Here is a 16,862-nt window from a genome sequence, read left to right on the forward strand (position 1 = left end):
GTCAGACGCCGGCCGCCTCGGTCGTCTTGACTTCGCCGCCGCCGGCCAGCGCCTGGCGCAGCTTGTTGCGGTCGAGCTCCTTCTCCCACGCCGACACGACCACCGTTGCGACACCGTTGCCGACGATGTTGGTCAGCGCGCGGCATTCGCTCATGAAGCGGTCGATGCCGAGGATCAGCACCATGCCCGACAGCGGGATCGTCGGCACGACGGCGAGCGTCGCGGCGAGCGTGATGAAGCCCGCGCCCGTGACGCCGCTCGCACCCTTCGACGTCAGCATCGCGACCGCGAGCAGCGTGAGCTGCTGCATCCACGTCAGTTCGATGTTGGTCGCCTGCGCGATGAACAGCACGGCCATCGTCATGTAGATGTTGGTGCCGTCGAGGTTGAACGAGTACCCGGTCGGCACGACGAGGCCGACGACCGAACGCGAGCAGCCGGCCTTCTCGAGCTTTTCCATCAGCTGCGGCAGCGCGGCTTCCGACGAGCTCGTGCCGAGCACGATCAGCAGCTCTTCCTTGATGTAGGACACGAAGCGGATGATCGAGAAGCCCGTGACGCGCGCGATCGTGCCGAGCACGACCAGCACGAACACGATCGACGTCAGGTAGAACGTGCCGATCAGCTTGAGCAGCGGCACCAGCGAGCCGACGCCGTACTTGCCGATCGTGAACGCCATCGCGCCGAACGCGCCGATCGGCGCCAGCTTCGTGACGATGTGCACGATGCCGAACAGCACGCGCGTGAGACCGTCGATGAAGTCGGTGACGACCTTGCCGCGCTCGCCGAGGTGCGCGAGCACGCTGCCGAACAGCAGCGCGATCAGCAGGATCTGCAGGATTTCGCCCTGCGCGAACGCATCGACCATCGTGTTCGGGATGATGTGCAGCAGGAAGTCGACCGTCGACTGGCCGTGCGCCTTCGCCGCGTACGATGCGACGGCCTTGCCGTCGAGCGTCGCCGGATCGATGTTGAAGCCGACGCCCGGACGCAGGATGTGCGTGGCCGCCAGGCCGAGCAGCAGCGCGAAGGTCGACACGACCTCGAAGTACAGCAGCGCCTTGCCGCCGACGCGGCCGACCTTCTTCATGTCCTCCATGCCGGCGATGCCGGTGACGACCGTACAGAAGATGATCGGCCCGATCACCATCTTGATCAGCTTGATGAAGCCGTCGCCGAGCGGTTTCATGTCGGTGGCGAGCGCCGGGTAGAAGTGGCCGAGGATCACGCCGACGATGATGGCGAAAATCACCTGCACATAGAGCACTTTGTAGAAGGGTTTCTTCTTCACGATGGTTCCTGCTGAAGTAGATGAGCCGGTGGAAACGGCGTCACGCGCGCAGGCGAATGTCAGGGGAAAGAAACATTCGCCCGCGCGGCTGCCGTGCCGCAACAAGCGATGCCTCAAGTCATCCGACAGGGGAGGAAGGCATTGGTCATCGATTGTCTCCTTGTTTAATAGTCAGGCCGGGGGGACGGCCGTGCTGTTTATATCGCAAGGTCGATGCCAGGTTTCCGGAACCCCTCAAGCCGTTGTTTTCATTGTATTTCTCATAATGCGGCAGGCAAGGAAATCCGGGATTCCGGATTTCCGGAAAATATCCGTCCGGTGATCCGGACGGATTCGGCCATTCATCGGACGGATCAGTGCTGCACGGCGCGACTGGCCAGCACGCCCGTCTGCGCGTAGAACTCCTGCTGCGCGAACGCGTCGCGCTCGCGCCGCGCGCGCTCGCCGCGATCCGCGAGCGAGCCGACGACGATCCCGACGAACGCGAGCGGCACCGACACGAGCGCCGGGTTGTCGAGGAACACCGGCGCATGCGCGTGGTGCAGCACGTCGACCCACACCGACTTCGACAGCACGGTGAGCGCGACCGCCGACGCGAGGCCGAGGCCGCCGCCGAGCACCGCGCCGCGCGTCGTCATCCCGCGCCAGAAGATCGACATCGCGAGCACCGGGAAATTCGCGCTGGCGGCCACCGCCGCGACGAGGCCGACCATGAACGCGACGTTCACGTGCTCGAACAGGATCGACAACGCGATCGCGATCGCCGACAACCCGATCGTCGCCGCGCGCGAGATGCGCATTTCCAGCCGCTCGTCGGGCTTGCCGCGCGCCCACATCTGCGCATACAGGTCGTGCGAGATCGTGGTCGCGCCGGCGAGCGTCAGCCCGGCGACCACCGCGAGGATCGTCGCGAACGTGACGGCCGCGATGAAGCCGTAGAACCAGTTGCCGCCGACCGCCTGCGCGAGCTTCACCGCGACCATGTTCGAGCCGCCGAGCAGGTCGTGCGTCAGGTTGAACGTGCCGTTCGCGCCGAGCCGGAAGAATTCCGGATGCTGCGCGAGCAGCACGATCGCCGAAAAACCGATCACGAAGGTCAGCAAATAGAAGTAGCCGATGAAGCCCGTCGCGTACAGCACCGACTTGCGCGCCTCCTTCGCGTTCGGCACCGTGAAGAAGCGCATCAGGATGTGCGGGAAGCCGGCCGTGCCGAACATCAGCGCGATGCCGAGCGACAGCGCGTTGGCCGGATCGCGGATCAGCTTGCCGGGGCCCATGATCGACAGCGCGCCCGGATGCACGGCCACCGCGCGGCGGAACATCTCGTCGATGCTGAAGCCGAATTCCCCGAGCGCGAGCAATACGAGCAGCGTCGCGCCGCACAGCAGCAGCACGGCCTTGATCACCTGCACCCAGGTGGTCGCGGTCATCCCGCCGAAGAACACGTAGACGACCATCAGCACGCCGACGATCAGCTCGGCCGTGCCGTACGACAGCCCGAACAGCAGCTGGATCAGCTTGCCCGCGCCGACCATCTGCACGACCAGGTACAGCACGACGATCGTCAGCGCGTTCGCGGACGTCAGCAGCCGGATCGGCCGCTGCGCGAAGCGGTACGCGACCACGTCGACGAACGTGAACTTGCCGAGATTGCGCAGCGGCTCGGCGATCAGGAACATCACGAACGGCCAGCCGACCAGGAAGCCGATCGAGTAGATCAGCCCGTCGAAGCCGAACATGAACACCATCCCCGAGAGCCCGAGGAACGACGCGGCCGACATGTAGTCGCCCGCGATCGCGAGCCCGTTCTGCAGCCCGGTGATGCCGCCGCCGGCCGTGTAGAAATCGCGCGTCGAGCGCGTGCGGCGCGCGGCCCAGCGCGTGAGTGCGAGCGTCGCGAACACGAACGCGAAGAACATCGCGATCGCGACCGGGTTCAGCTCCACCTTGTCGGGCATCGGGCCCGCGACGGAGCTCGCGTGCGCGGCGGAGGAAACGAGAACGGCCAGCGCGCCGAGCGCGCTTGAAGTGAGTCGCATGGGGGCCTCCATCAGGAACGCTGCAGGATCGCGGCGACGCGGCGGTCGAACGCACGGTTCGCACGCAGCACGTACCACGCGGTCAGGCCGATCGCGACCAGGATGATCGCGACGCCCGCGACGATCCCGACCGTGGTCGTCGCGCCGCGGTACAGCGGCGCGGCCAGCACGTGCGGCGCGAGCGCGACGAGCAGGATGAAGCCGTAGTAGGTGGCGATCATCAGCGCCGTCAGCGTGAAGCTGAAGCGGCGCCGCGCACGCACGAGCTGCTGGTAGTCACGGCATGCCGTGACCGATTCGATGACGGAAAGCTCCATGGTGTCTCCAGTGTCGCCTCGTCGTCGCGAGGCGTGTCTGTTGGATGGCCGGCGCGTCGACTGCTCCGCCCGCGCCGCGGCGGCAAAAGCGGTCTACACGATGCGCTCGGCGCGCAGCCGCGCCAGCTCGTCCGTCGACATCCCCAGCCAGCCGCCGAGCACGTCGTCCGTATCGGCGCCGAGCACCGGCGGCGCACCGCGCACCGGCAGGCGCGCGCCGTCGAAGCGGTACGGCGGCGCGAGCACGTCGACGCCGCCCGCGACCGGATGCGGCTGCCGCGTGACGAGCCCCGCGCGGGTCGCGCGCTCGGACGTCAGCGCATCGTGCAGCCCGAGCACTTCGCCGCACGGAATGCCCGCGCCGGAAAGCGCCGCGAGCAGCATCGCGCGCGGCCGGCGCGCAAGCTCGCGGCGGAGCTCCGGCAGCAGTTCGGCGCGATTCGCGGAACGGCCGAGGTTGGTCCTGTAGCGTTCGTCCGCGGCGAGGTCAGGCCGCTCGATCGCGTCGCAGAAACGCGCGAACTGCGTGTTGTTGCCGACCGTGATCACGAGCGGGCCGTCGGCCGCATCGAACACGCCGTACGGCACGATCGACGGATGCGCATTGCCGTAGCGCGGCGGATCCTCGCCCATCAGCAGCGCGTCGAGCCCGTAGTACGCGGTGATCATCAGCCCGCAGTCGAACAGCGCCATCTCGATGCGCCGTCCGCGCCCCGTCGCATGGCGCTCGTACAGCGCGGCGAGGATCGCCTGCGCCGAATACATGCCGGTGAACAGGTCGACCGCCGCGACGCCGAACTTCAGCGGCGGCTGGCCGGCCTCGCCGTTCAGCGCCATCAGCCCCGCCTCGCCCTGCACGACGAGGTCGTAGCCGGGCCGCGCGGCCTCCGGGCCCGAACGGTCGTAGCCCGAGATCGCGCAATGCACGAGCCGCGGATTCAGCTCGGCCAGCGCGTCGTAGCCGAGCCCGAGCTTTTCCGCGCCGCCCGCCTTGAAGTTGTGGATCAGCACGTCGGCCTGCGCGGCGAGCTCGCGCGCGATGCGCTGCCCGGCTTGCGTCTGCAGGTCGACGCAGATCGACCGCTTGCTGCGGTTCACGCTGTTGAAGTAGGTCGTCTCGGTGTCGCCGATCCGCAGCCCCCAGTCGCGCGTGTCGTCGCCGCGCGCCGGATGCTCGATCTTGATCACGTCCGCGCCGAAATCGGCGAGCACCATCGCGCTCCACGGGCCCGCGAGCACGCGCGAGAAATCGAGCACCTTCACGCCGGCCAGCGGCAATGCGCGCGGGTCGTTCGTCATCGTTGTCTCCTCCATTCGCGTCGTTCGTCTTTACTGTTTCGACAGCGCGATATAGCGCGCGAGATGATGATCCTCGTCGCCGAGCTGGTGATCGATCATCACCAGCCGCTTCGCGTAGTGCGACAGCGGCAGCTCCCACGTCATCCCGATGCCGCCGTGCAGCTGGATGCTTTCCTCGGCGACCAGCGTGCCGATCCGGCCGATGCTGTACTTGGCCGCCGCGAGCGCACGCTCGCGCACCGCACGCGGCGCATCGAGCTGCGCGGCCGCGTTGATCACCGCCGAGCGCGCCTGCTCGACTTCGAGCAGCAGGTCGGCCATCCGGTGCTGCAGCGCCTGGAAGCTGCCGATCGGCATCCCGAACTGCTTGCGCGTGCGCAGGTAGTCGAGCGTGTATTCCTTCGCGATGTCCATCGCGCCGAGCGCTTCGGCCGACAGCGCGAGCAGCCCGTAGCCAAGCACGCGTTCGAGCAGCGCGGCGCCCGCTTCGCCGTCGTGCGCACTCGGCCCGCCGAGCGCGGCGTCGGCCGGCAGCGCGACGCGCCCGAAACGCACTTCGGCCGCACGGCCGCCATCGATCTTCCGGTAGTCGCGCAGCGACACGCCCGGCGCGTCGGCCGGCACGACGAACAGGCCGATGCCGGCTGCGTCGTCGTCGTGACCGGACACGCGCGCGCTGACGACGAAGAGTGCCGCCGGCGCGGCCTGGTCGACGACGCCCTTCGCGCCCGTCAGCACCCAGCCGTCGCCGGCACGCTCGGCGCGCGTGCGCACCGTCGTCAGTTCGTAGTGCGAGCCCGGCTCGTCGTGCGCGAACGCGGCGCTCGCGCTGCCGTCGATCAGCGCGGCAAGCCGCTCGCGATGCGCGGCGCCGCCAGCGAGCGACAGCGCGCGGCCCGCGAGCAGCGCGCCGAGGAACGGCTCGACGACGAGCCCGCGCCCGAGGCATTCGAACACCACGGCGATGTCGAAGCCCGCGCCGCCGAAGCCGCCGTCGGCCTCGGCAAACAGCGCGCCGACCGCGCCGAGTTCGGCGAAGCGCTGCCACATCGTGCGATCGAACCCGTCGGCCGACTGCGCGATGCGATCGCGCACCGGGAACGCGTACTGTTCGGCGATGAAGCGGTTCAACGTGTCCGCCAGCATCCGGCGGTCTTCTGTGTGCTGGAAATCCATCGTCGCGCTCCTCGTTACAGCCCGAGCATCATCTTCGCGATGATGTTCTTCTGGATCTCGTTCGAGCCGCCGAAGATCGACAGCTTGCGGTTGTTGAAGTACTGCTGCGCGGCGCTCGGGGCCTCCTCGGGGCCGACCGGCTCGCCGGCGTAGTCGGCGTCGAGCGCGCCGTCGACGAACGGCTGCGCGTACGGCCCCATCGCGCGGCGCATCAGCGCGGTGATCTCCTGGCGGATCTGCGTGCCGCGGATCTTCAGCATCGAGCTCTCGGCCCCCGGCACGCCGCCGCCCGCGACCGCGGCCAGCACGCGCAGGTTGGTCGTGCGCATGTTCTCGAGCTCGATCTCGACGCGCGCGACGCGCGCCGCGAAGAACGGATCGTCCGCGAGCGGCCGGCCGTTCTTCGTGACCTTCGCGGCCACCGCGCGCAGCCGCTCGAGCGCGGCCGTCGAGAAGCCGATGCCGGCGATGTTGGTGCGCTCGTACGTGAGCAGGTATTTCGCGCAGGTCCAGCCGCGGTTCTCTTCGCCGACCAGGTTCTCCACGGGCACGCGCACGTCGGTGAAGAACACTTCGTTCACCTCGTGCTCGCCGTCGAACGTGATGATCGGACGCACCTCGACACCCGGCGTGTTCATGTCGATCAGCAGGAAGCTGATGCCCTCCTGCTTGCGCACGTCGGTCGCGGTGCGCACGAGACAGAAGATCATGTTCGCGTAGTGCCCGAGCGTGGTCCATGTCTTCTGGCCGTTCACGACGTAGTGATCGCCGTGGCGCACCGCGCTCGTCTTCACCGACGCGAGATCGGAACCGGCGCCCGGCTCCGAATAGCCCTGGCACCACCAGTCGGTGCCGTCGAGAATGCGCGGCAGCCAGTGGCGCTGCTGCGCTTCGCTGCCGTACTTGATCAGCACGGGCCCGAGCATGTTGACGCCGAACGGGACGATGCGCGGCGCACCCGCGAGCGCGCATTCGTTGTCGAACAGGAATTTCTGCGCGACGCTCCAGCCGGGGCCGCCGAACTCGCGCGGCCAGTGGCTCGCGAGCCAGCCGCGGGCGTTCAGGATCGCGTGCCATTCGCGCATGTCATCGCGCGTCAGATGCAGGCCGCCCTTCACCTTGCGCGCGGTGCGCGCCGGCAGTTCGGCGGCGAGAAAGCGCTGCACGTCAGCGCGGAACGCTTCCTCTTCGGGAGTGAAATTGAGGTCCATCGTAAGTCCGTTGCGAAGGCGGTGGGCGTTCAGTCGATGTGGTTCAGGCTCGCGAAATCCGCGCCGCGCTCGACCAGCTCGACGATCAGCGGCGAAGGCTTCCAGAACAGCGGATCCTCGTTCGCGAACGCGCGAATGTCGGCGAGCACGTTCGCGAGGCCGACCGTGTCCGCGTAGTGCATCGGGCCGCCGCGATAGCGCGGGAAGCCGTAGCCGTGCAGGAACACCGCGTCGACGTCGAGCGGGCGCAGCGCGATCTTCTCGTGCACGACGTTCGCGCCTTCGTTGATCATCGCGGCGAGGTAACGGCGCAGGATCTCGTCGTCGCTGAACGCGCGCGGCGTGATGCCCTTTTTCGCGCGCTCGTCGGCGGCGATGGCCTCGACTTCCGGGTCCGGCGTGCCGACGCGCGCGCCGTCCGGGTACAGGTAGTAGCCGCGCGCGGTCTTCTGCCCGAACCAGCCGCGCTCGCACAGCCGGTCGGAAATTTCCACGTAGCGCGCGCGTGGGTCGCGCGTCGCCGCGCGGCGCTTGCGGGTCGCCCAGCCGATGTCGCCGCCCGCGAGGTCGACGACCTGGAACGGTCCCATCGGAAAGCCGAATTCGCGCACCGCGCGATCGATCTGGTACGGCGATGCGCCGTCCTCCATCAGGTAGTCGGCCGCGGTGCGGTAGACCGCGAGGATCCGGTTGCCGATGAAGCCGTCGCACACGCCCGCGCGTACCGGCGTCTTCTTCAGCTGCTTCGCGAGCGCGAACGCCGTCGCGACGACCTCCGCGCTCACGCGTGCCGGCACGACGATCTCGAGCAGCTTCATCACGTTGGCCGGCGAGAAGAAATGCAGGCCGATCACGTCGGGCGGCCGGTCGATGCTGGCCGCCAGCTCGTCGATGTCGAGATACGACGTGTTGGTCGCGAGCACCGCGCCCGGCTTGCACACGCGCGCGAGTTCGGCGAACACCGCCTTCTTCACGGCCATGTCCTCGAACACGGCCTCGATCACGACATCGGCCTGCGCGAGCGCGTCGTACGACGTGCTGCCCTTGAAGCGCGCGAGCCGCGCCGCATGCGCGGCCGGCGTCATCCGGCCCTTCGCGACGAGACCGTCGTAGACCTTCTCGACGTGTGCGCGGCCGCGTGCGAGCGACGCTTCGTCGCGCTCGATCATCGTCACGGGCAGCCCGGCATCGAGCGCCGCGACCGCGATCCCCGCGCCCATCGTGCCGCCGCCGACCACGCCGATCCGCTCGACCGGACGCGCGCTCGCGCGGCGCGCCTCGGGCGCCTTCGCCGCCTCGCGTTCCGCGAAGAACGCGTGCACGAGGCCCGCGCGCTGCGGGCTGTCGATGCACTGCAGGAACAGGCTGCGTTCGAGCTTCATCCCCGCGTCGAACGACTGCGTGAGCGCGGCCTCGACCGCGTCGACGATCTTCGCCGGCGAGAACAGCCCGCGCGACTTCTTCGGCAAATCGGCGCGCGCCGCGTCGATCGCGGCCTGCGCGCTCGCGCGATCGGCGAGCCCCCGCGCCTCGCGCGTGCGCCGTGCCGGCGCACCGAGCGACACGAGTTCCTGCGCATAGGCCAGGCCTTCGGCAAGCGTGTCGTCGCTGTGCGCGAGACGGTCGACGAGGCCGAGCGCGAGCGCTTCGTCGGCGCTTGCGTGACGCCCCGTCAGCATCAGGTCGAGCGCGGCCTTCGCGCCGATCAGGCGCGGCGCGCGCTGCGTGCCGCCGGCGCCCGGCAGCAGGCCGAGCGTGACTTCGGGCAGCCCCAGCTTCGCGCCGGGCACCGCGAGCCGGTAATGCGCGGCGAGCGCGACCTCGAGGCCGCCGCCGAGCGTCGCGCCGTGCAGCGCGACCACGACCGGCTTCGCGCTCGACTCGATTTGCTCGCACACGTCGGGCAGCGACGGCGGCATCGGCGGCTTGCCGAATTCGCGGATGTCGGCGCCCGCGATGAAGTTGCGGCCGGCGCCGACGATCAGCACCGCGCGGATCACGTCGTCGGTCTGCGCTGCGTCGAGCGCGTCGACCAGGCCGCGCCGCACGTCGGCGGACAACGCGTTGACGGGCGCATGGTCGATCGTGACGACGAGCACCTTGTCGCGCCGTTCGCGCGTGACGATCCCGGCGCGGGAGGGTTCGGGGGAAGCGGTTGAATTCATCGTGTCTCCAGTGCGGTACGCCGGGCGGCAGCCGCGGGACGGGCCGGCCGCGCCCGTTCCGCGCTCCCGCGCGGCGGGAAACGATCCGGCGTGGTTGCCGGGGATGACTCGATTCTCGATTGATCGAGATTCATTGACAATTCCCGCATGCCTTTACAAGCTGTCAAGTCTGACTTGACACTGAATGCTTTCGAACCGTTAAACGGGCCAGAGCAGGAGACACCGGACATGGACCTGAACGCGCTGACGCTGCTCGTCGAGATTCTCGACGCGGGCAATCTGAGCAAGGCCGCGCGGCGGCTCAAGGTGAGTCGCGCGAACGTCAGCTACCGGCTGAACCAGCTCGAACGCTCGATCGGCCAGCAGCTCGTGCGCCGCACGACGCGCCGCATCGAGCCGACCGAGATCGGGCTGAAGCTGTACGAGCACGGCCGGCGCATCCGCAACGAACTGCTCGCCGCGCAGGAGTCGGTGACGACGCTCGGCCAGGACCTGCAGGGTCGCGTGCGACTGTCGGTGCCGAGCGGCTACGGGCAGATGGTGATGTCCGACTGGCTGCTCGCGTTCAAGCGGCTGCATCCGGGCATCGTGCTCGACGTGGTGTTCGAGAATCGCGTGGAAGACCTGATGCGCGACGAGATCGACATCGCGGTGCGCGTGATGCCGGAGCCGCCGCAGAACCTCGTCGCGCGCGACATGGGGGCGGTGCGCTACGTTGCGTGCGCGTCGGCCGCGTTCGCGGCCGCGCACGGGATGCCGGCGAGCCTCGGCGCGCTGGCAGCCGCGCCGGTCGTCACCGCGACGGTGATGGGGAGGCAGTTGCGGATCGCCGCGTATCTTGGCGACGAGCGCCACGAGGTGCTGCTCGAGCCGACGCTGATTTCGGAGAACTTCCTGTTCCTGCGCCAGGCGATCCTCGCCGGGATCGGCGTCGGCATCGTGCCCGACTACGTGGTGCAGGACGACATGCGGCGCGGCACGGTCGTCACGTCGCTCGACGCGTACCGGCTCAGCATCTTCGGCACGCACATGTACATGCTGTACATGCCGAACCGGCACCACACGCGTGCGACCGCAACCTTCATAGAGTTCATCCTCGAACAGGCCGGAAAGACCGGCCGGGGCGGGCCGGGCGCGATGCGTCAGGGTTTCCTGTCGGATGACAACCCGCCGGCCGCGCGGCGACAATAGCGCGCCGCCCGTGCGGAGCGCGTGCCGCGCACACGCCGCCTCCTTCGAATTCACCGTTGCCGAGGGTTCAATGTTCGATCGGATTCGTCCGCATTCGCGTCCCTGGACGCTCGCCGCCGCAGTCGCATTCGCACTCGCCGCCTTCGGTGCCGGCTGCACGTCGCCGTCCGCGCCGTCGGGCGCGGTCGTGCCGGTCGCCGCCGCATCGGGCGCCGCGGTGCCGCTGCCCGGCGTTCACGCGCCCGAGCTGTCGTCGGGCTGGACCGACAAGCCGGGCTGGACCTCGCAGCACGCGATGATCGCGGCCGCGAACCCGCTCGCGACGCAGGCCGGCTACGACATGCTGAAGGCCGGCGGCACCGCGATCGACGCGGCGATCGCGACGCAGATGGTGCTCGCGCTCGTCGAGCCGCAATCGTCGGGCATCGGCGGCGGCGCGTTCATGCTGTATTTCGACGGCCACGCGACGCAGGCGTACGACGGCCGCGAGACCGCGCCGGCCGCCGCGACCGAGCGCCTGTTCTACGGCCCGACCGGCCAGCCGATGCGCTTCTACGAAGGTGTCGTCGGCGGGCGTTCGGTCGGCACGCCGGGCGTGCTGCGGATGCTCGACGCCGCGCATCGCGCGCACGGCAAGCTGCCGTGGCGGCGGCTGTTCCAGCCCGCGATCCGGCTTGCCGAGCACGGCTTTACGATCAGCCCGCGGCTGGCGATGCTGATCGCGAACGACAAGTACCTGATGAACGACCCGGCCGCGCGCGCGTACTTCTACAACGACGACGGCACGCCGAAGGCGGCCGGCACCGTGCTGAAGAACCCCGCGCTCGCGACCGTGCTGCGCCAGGTCGCCGACCGCGGCGCGAACGCGTTCTACAGCGGCGCAATCGCGCGCGACATCGTCTCGAAGGTGCGAAAGCACCCGACCAATCCGGGTCTGCTGTCGCTGCAGGATCTCGCGCGCTACAAGGCGAAGGTGCGTGCGCCGCTGTGTACCGACTACCGGCGCTCGGTGGTGTGCGGGATGCCGCCGCCGTCGTCGGGCGGCCTCGCGATCGCGCAGATGCTCGGCATCCTCGAGGCGATGCCCGACTGGCAGCAGATCGGCGCGCAGAAGCCGGTACGCAACCAGGTCGGCTACGAGCCGACGCCGTTCGCCGCGCATCTGTTCAGCGAGGCCGGCCGCCTCGCGTTCGCGGATCGCGCGCGCTACGTCGCCGATCCCGATTTCGCGCCGCTGCCGGGCGGCAGCTGGGCGAGCCTCACTGACAAGACCTATCTCGCGCGGCGTGCGCGCCTGATCGGCGACAACAGCATGGGCATCGCGCAGGCCGGCACGCCGCAGGGCGCGACGCTCGCGCTGGCCGACGACCGCAGCCCCGAATTGCCGTCGACCTCCGACATCGCGATCGTCGACCGCTACGGCCAGGCGCTGTCGATGACGACCAGCGTCGAGGACGCGTTCGGTTCGCGGCTGATGGTGCGCGGCTTCATGCTGAACAACCAGCTCACCGATTTCTCGTTCGTGTCGAGCGAGAACGGCCGGCCGGTCGCGAACCGCGTGCAGCCCGGCAAGCGGCCGCGCTCGGCGATGTCGCCCGAGCTCGTGTTCGACCAGAAGACGAAGCAGGTGACGATGATCGTCGGCTCGGCGGGCGGCCCGGCGATCATCAACCACGTCGCGAAAACGCTGATCGGCGTGCTCGACTGGGGGATGACGATGCAGCAGGCGATCGCGCTGCCGAACGTCGGGTCGACGAACGGGCCGACGCAGCTCGAGCGCGGCCGCGTGTCGGACGCGCTCGTCGACGGGCTGAAGGGGCGCGGGCACGACGTGCAGGTCGTCGAGATGAACTCGGGACTGCAGGGGATCCAGCGGCTGAACGTCCAGGGGCAGACGGTGTGGTTCGGTGGGGCGGATCCGCGGCGGGAAGGGGTGGCGATGGGGGATTGAGGCTGGCCGGTAGCGGCGGCGCGCATGCGCCGCCTGCTTCGCGTCACCCCCACCCCTTCCACGGCACCACCCGCCGCTCGACCCACCTCATCGCGAGATCGAACAGCCACGCGATCGCGCCGATGATCAGGATGCCCATCACGACGATATCGGTGCGCAGGAAGCTCGATGCATTGAGCACCATCTGCCCGAGCCCGGCCGTCGCGGCGACCATCTCGGCCGCGACGAGCGTCGTCCAGCCGAACCCGATCGCGATCCGCAGCCCGGTGAGGATTTCCGGCAGCGCGGCCGGCAGCACGATGTGGCGCACGATCTGCGCGAAGCTGCCGCCGAGCGAATATGCGGCATTGATCTGCTCGACCGTCGCCGCGCGCACGCCTGCGCGCGCGGCCATCGCGATCGGCGCGAAGCACGCGAGGAAGATCACGACCAGCTTCGCCGTCTCGTCGATGCCGAACCAGATGACGACGAGCGGCAGGTACGCGAGCGGCGGCAGCGGCCGGTAGAACTCCAGCAGCGGATCGAGCACGCCGCGCGCGATGCGGCTCACGCCCATCAGGATGCCGGCCGGCACGCCGATCGCGGCCGCGAGCACGAACGCCCCGAACACGCGCGCGGCACTCCACAACAGATGCTCCGACAACGGCAGGCCGCCCTGGATGTGGCCGTGCCACGCGTCGACGAACGCCGCCCACACCGCTTCCGGCGCAGGCAGGAACAGCGGCGGCAACCACTGCCGATGCGTCGCGACCCACCACAGCACGGCCAGCGCCGCGACCGTTGCCGCGCTCAAGGCCGCCGTCCTGCCCTGCCCCGGCAACCGGTAGCGATGCGATGCGCGCGCGGGACGCGCCGCGTGGTCACGCTGCGTCGCGCGCTGATCCAGCCCGAACTCCGCGGCCGCTCGATCGGCCGCCCGCGAATCCTGCGTGCTCATGTCGTCCTGCCTGTGCAATGGTCTGATCCGGCCGCGCCCGACGGACGCGCCCTGTCGCGCGAACTCATGCGTCACGCGCTCTCCGCGACCGCCTCGTCGCGATGCAGGTACGCGATCAGCCGCTCGCGCCATTCGATGAAATCCGGCGACGACTTCACCGCGCGCGCATCGCGCGATTCGACGTAGCGCCGCGCGAACGGCAGCTCGAAGGTTTCCGCGATGCGACCGGGGCCGGGCGTCATCACGACGAGGCGCGTCGCGAGGAACAGCGCCTCCTCGACGTCGTGCGTGATGAAGAACACCGTCTTGCCGGTACGCGCCCACACGTCGAGTACGAGCGCCTGCATCGTGCCGCGCGTCATCGCGTCGAGCGCGCCCATCGGTTCGTCCATCAGCAGCACGTGCGGATCGCTTGCGAGCGCACGCGCGATGCCGACCCGCTGCTGCATCCCGCCCGACAGTTCGTACACGCGCGCATGCGCATGGCGCTCGAGGCCGACGAGCGCGAGCATCTGGTGCGAGCGCGCCTCGCGTTCGGCCTTCGACACGCGTGCGAAACGCAGCCCGAGCGCGACGTTCGCGAGCACGTCGAGCCACGGCAGCAACGCATATTTCTGGAACACGACGCCGCGATCGGCGCCGGGGCCCGTGACCGGCACACCATCGACGCGCACGTCGCCCGTCGTAGGCGCGACGAAGCCGGCCATGCAGTTCAGCAACGTCGTCTTCCCGCACCCCGACGCGCCGAGCGCGACGACGAATTCACCGGAGTCGATGCGCAGGTCGACGCGCGCGAGTGCCTGCGTCGTCGGCCGACCGCGTTCGCCCGGATAAGAGACCGAGACCTGACGGACTTCCAGCGTGCTCATGATCGAGGGCTCCGCGATGAGTGGCCTGGGATGTCTGAGCTACCGCGCTCAGCGCGCGGCCTTCTGCACGAATTGCGGATCGACGCCGACCGAGTAGTCGGCGAGCACCGCCTGGATCGTGCCCTGCGATTTCAGGAACGCCGCGGTGGCCGCGAGCGACTTCGCGGCGCCCGACTGCGCACCGCCGCCGAGCCACGTCGGCGACGCCTGCTCGGCCGGCGTCGGGAACGCGTAGAGCGCGAGGCTTGCCGGCACGTCCTGCGCGTTCGCGCCCGACACCTTCGCGACCGCCGCGACCTGCGGCGAGCCGGCCTGCCACGCGGCGGTGTGCGCACGGTAATCGGCGTCGGCCGCCGCGAGCACCTTCACAAAGCGCGCGACGAACTCGGGATTCTCGCGCGCGAACTTGCGGCTCACGACGAAGCCGTCGAAGGTCGCCTTGCCGCTTTCCTTCGCGACCCGGCCCGACGTCGTCAGCACCGTGCCCGACTGCTTGACCTTCGCGAGCACCGGATCCCAGATGTAGGTCGCGTCGATATCACCGCGCGTCCAGGCGGCCGCAACCTCGGGCGGACGCAGGTTGACGATCTTCACATCGTTCGGATTCACGCCGGCGGCCTGAAGCGCGACGAGCGTATGGAAATGCGACGTCGACACGAACGGCACGCCGATCTTCCTGCCCTTCAGCGCGGCGATGCTGGTCACGCCGGAGCCGTTGCGCGCGACGAGCGCCTCGGCGTCGTTGATGTTGTCGAGCACCCAGAACAGCGAGATGTCGAGCCCCTGCGACAGGCCGGCCGCGATCGGGCTCGACCCGGCTTCGCCGAGCTGCACGGAGCCCGACGCGAGCGCGCGGATCACGTCGGCGCCGCTGTCGAGCTTGCGGAACGTGACCTTGTAGCCGGTCGCCTTTTCGACTTCACCGCTCGCCTGCGCGTAGCGCCACGGCACGACCATGTCCTGGTACGCGATCACGACCTCGCGCGATTCGGCGTGCGCCGCGCCGAGCGCGGCAAAGGCGGTCAGCGCGACGGCGGCGCGGCGGATGAAGCTGAAACGGGACATGCGGCTCTCCTTCGGAATACGGGCATTGCTGCGGGAGAGCCGACTTTACGAGCTTTGCGCGCGGCGGGAGCGAACTTATCCTGCGAAGCTATCGATGATGTTTCGGCTTTGCTTTTCATGCTTTATTGAATGCGATCGTCGATTGAGCGTCGATTAGTGTGTGGAGATACGGGCTGCAAGTTCCCCTCCAAATCGACGATAGAAACAATCGCCGGTGTCTCAGCGGTGCTGTTGGACACGCATGGATACCGACGCCGCACATCTTCATGTGTCGCGTCGGCCAACTGCGGTTGACGCACTCCGTCATACGAGAGCAACAAGGAAGAACGCGATGACTCGCGAGACGGGCCGGACCAGAACGTAAATTCTGGGACCGCCAACATAAAACTCGAGCTCGATTCTCTGACAAATCCCTAGTTTCCGGATCGAATGTCTCGATTAGATCACCAATCCAGTTCACCTATCACCCACCATGTGTTCCGCCGACTCTCCAGATAACATTTCGTACAAATCCCATATCAATTCGGCAAAGTAAACGTTAGCTTTCCGTATCAAACGAATAATCGTTTGATATTCGATCTGATAAAAATCACGCAAAAAGTTGCGCACAGCACAACATCGCGAGGAACCATGGAAAATGCAATTCCGATGTACCAGCCTGATCCGACTTCCAATACAGATAGTCTACCTTTTCACTTCCCAATGGAACTCGCCGAATACCGAAAGGATGGCATCATAAAGAAATTTCGAGATGAATGGAGTGTAAGCGAACACGCCGCCTGCGACATCTTCGAGGAAACTAAGAAATTCCTTTTTCTGGCGGATTATGCACAGAAGCATTGCGTCACCTTCGAAATCGACGAGGCTGTCCTCATCATCGACAAGATGTGGCACACCTTTATTCTCTTCACTAAAGAATATGCCGAGTTCTGCGATACATTTTCGGCAGAATGCTACATCATATTCCTTTCTGTCGAGCACATCTCGTGGAGAAGATTAGAGACCTGTCCTCTCGCGGTATCAGCCTATCTGAGTACAAGCGAGGGCGGCTTCAGCAGCAAATCGACATCATCCACGCGACCTTCGGCATCGAAACCGTAAGAAAGTGGTATGTCGAATTCGGCAACTCCTATTCGCTACAAAAACTCAACACCATCCAGCGCCCGGTTTACCACGAAGATCTTGTCCACATCGGATTTCCTATGGATCTCGAAGCAGCAAGATCCTTGACTCCGACTGCGTTGATCGAAGGAATCATCCAGCGGCAGAATCCATCCATGTACTGTGGGGGGCACGGTTGCGGCGTCTATTGCTCATGCAACTCAAATAAGAGTTTGTATTCCTGATCGGA

At 67.7% G+C, this 16,862-nt stretch carries 13 protein-coding genes; 3 read left to right on the plus strand and 10 right to left on the minus strand.

All coding sequences use genetic code 11. From position 1 onward, the window contains the following. Position 1: 1 nt before the first annotated feature. The 7 genes from FFI87_RS15100 to FFI87_RS15130 all read right to left on the minus strand — a co-directional run bounded on the left by FFI87_RS15100 (position 2) and on the right by FFI87_RS15130 (position 9,498). Positions 2–1,291, minus strand: coding sequence for a dicarboxylate/amino acid:cation symporter (locus tag FFI87_RS15100; protein WP_012364784.1), 1,290 nt, complete (start codon positions 1,289–1,291; stop codon positions 2–4). 353 nt (positions 1,292–1,644) lie between these two features. Then, the gene (locus FFI87_RS15105; protein ID WP_012364785.1) at positions 1,645–3,330 is read right to left on the minus strand and encodes a cation acetate symporter; all 1,686 of its coding nucleotides are present in this window, start codon (positions 3,328–3,330) and stop codon (positions 1,645–1,647) included. A gap of 11 nt (positions 3,331–3,341) precedes the next feature. After that, positions 3,342–3,647: a DUF485 domain-containing protein gene (locus FFI87_RS15110; RefSeq protein ID WP_006754805.1), complete on the minus strand. Its 306-nt coding sequence runs from the start codon at positions 3,645–3,647 to the stop codon at positions 3,342–3,344. A 93-nt stretch (positions 3,648–3,740) separates the two neighbouring features. Further along, positions 3,741–4,946, minus strand: coding sequence for a CaiB/BaiF CoA transferase family protein (locus FFI87_RS15115; protein ID WP_138847108.1), 1,206 nt, complete (start codon positions 4,944–4,946; stop codon positions 3,741–3,743). 30 nt (positions 4,947–4,976) lie between these two features. Beyond that, positions 4,977–6,122 (minus strand): acyl-CoA dehydrogenase family protein, encoded by a 1,146-nt coding sequence (locus FFI87_RS15120; protein ID WP_138847107.1) that lies wholly within the window; start codon positions 6,120–6,122, stop codon positions 4,977–4,979. Positions 6,123–6,136: 14 nt separating this feature from the next. Beyond that, positions 6,137–7,333 carry an acyl-CoA dehydrogenase family protein gene (locus FFI87_RS15125; protein ID WP_012364789.1) on the minus strand — a complete coding sequence of 399 codons (1,197 nt, stop codon included), beginning with the start codon at positions 7,331–7,333 and terminating at the stop codon, positions 6,137–6,139. 29 nt (positions 7,334–7,362) lie between these two features. Further along, positions 7,363–9,498, minus strand: coding sequence for a 3-hydroxyacyl-CoA dehydrogenase NAD-binding domain-containing protein (locus FFI87_RS15130; RefSeq protein WP_138847106.1), 2,136 nt, complete (start codon positions 9,496–9,498; stop codon positions 7,363–7,365). Between the two features lie 228 nt (positions 9,499–9,726). Here FFI87_RS15130 and FFI87_RS15135 point away from each other — a divergent pair, with 228 nt between their 5' ends. Both FFI87_RS15135 and ggt read left to right on the plus strand, forming a co-directional pair. Beyond that, the gene (locus FFI87_RS15135) at positions 9,727–10,689 is read left to right on the plus strand and encodes a LysR family transcriptional regulator (RefSeq protein WP_138847105.1); all 963 of its coding nucleotides are present in this window, start codon (positions 9,727–9,729) and stop codon (positions 10,687–10,689) included. A gap of 70 nt (positions 10,690–10,759) precedes the next feature. Further along, positions 10,760–12,640 carry a gamma-glutamyltransferase gene (gene ggt / locus FFI87_RS15140; protein ID WP_138847104.1) on the plus strand — a complete coding sequence of 627 codons (1,881 nt, stop codon included), beginning with the start codon at positions 10,760–10,762 and terminating at the stop codon, positions 12,638–12,640. Between the two features lie 43 nt (positions 12,641–12,683). Here the strand turns inward: ggt and FFI87_RS15145 are convergent, their stop codons facing one another. Genes FFI87_RS15145 through tauA form a run of 3 tightly spaced genes read right to left on the minus strand, consistent with a single transcriptional unit; the run spans position 12,684 to position 15,511 of the window. After that, positions 12,684–13,709 carry an ABC transporter permease gene (locus FFI87_RS15145; protein WP_261378338.1) on the minus strand — a complete coding sequence of 342 codons (1,026 nt, stop codon included), beginning with the start codon at positions 13,707–13,709 and terminating at the stop codon, positions 12,684–12,686. Beyond that, a complete protein-coding gene (locus tag FFI87_RS15150; protein ID WP_138847102.1) occupies positions 13,649–14,446 on the minus strand; it encodes a taurine ABC transporter ATP-binding protein in 798 nt (265 codons plus the stop codon). Before FFI87_RS15150 ends, FFI87_RS15145 begins: the two co-directional genes overlap by 61 nt. 48 nt (positions 14,447–14,494) lie before the next feature. Continuing rightward, on the minus strand, positions 14,495–15,511 hold the full coding sequence (gene tauA / locus FFI87_RS15155; RefSeq protein ID WP_138847101.1) for a taurine ABC transporter substrate-binding protein: 1,017 nt from the start codon (positions 15,509–15,511) through the stop codon (positions 14,495–14,497). A gap of 630 nt (positions 15,512–16,141) precedes the next feature. Here tauA and FFI87_RS15160 point away from each other — a divergent pair. Then, a complete protein-coding gene (locus tag FFI87_RS15160; RefSeq protein WP_222430037.1) occupies positions 16,142–16,612 on the plus strand; it encodes a hypothetical protein in 471 nt (156 codons plus the stop codon). Positions 16,613–16,862: the final 250 nt, after the last annotated feature.

The sequence above is a fragment of the Burkholderia sp. KBS0801 genome, from assembly GCF_005937855.2.
GTDB lineage: Bacteria > Pseudomonadota > Gammaproteobacteria > Burkholderiales > Burkholderiaceae > Burkholderia > Burkholderia ambifaria.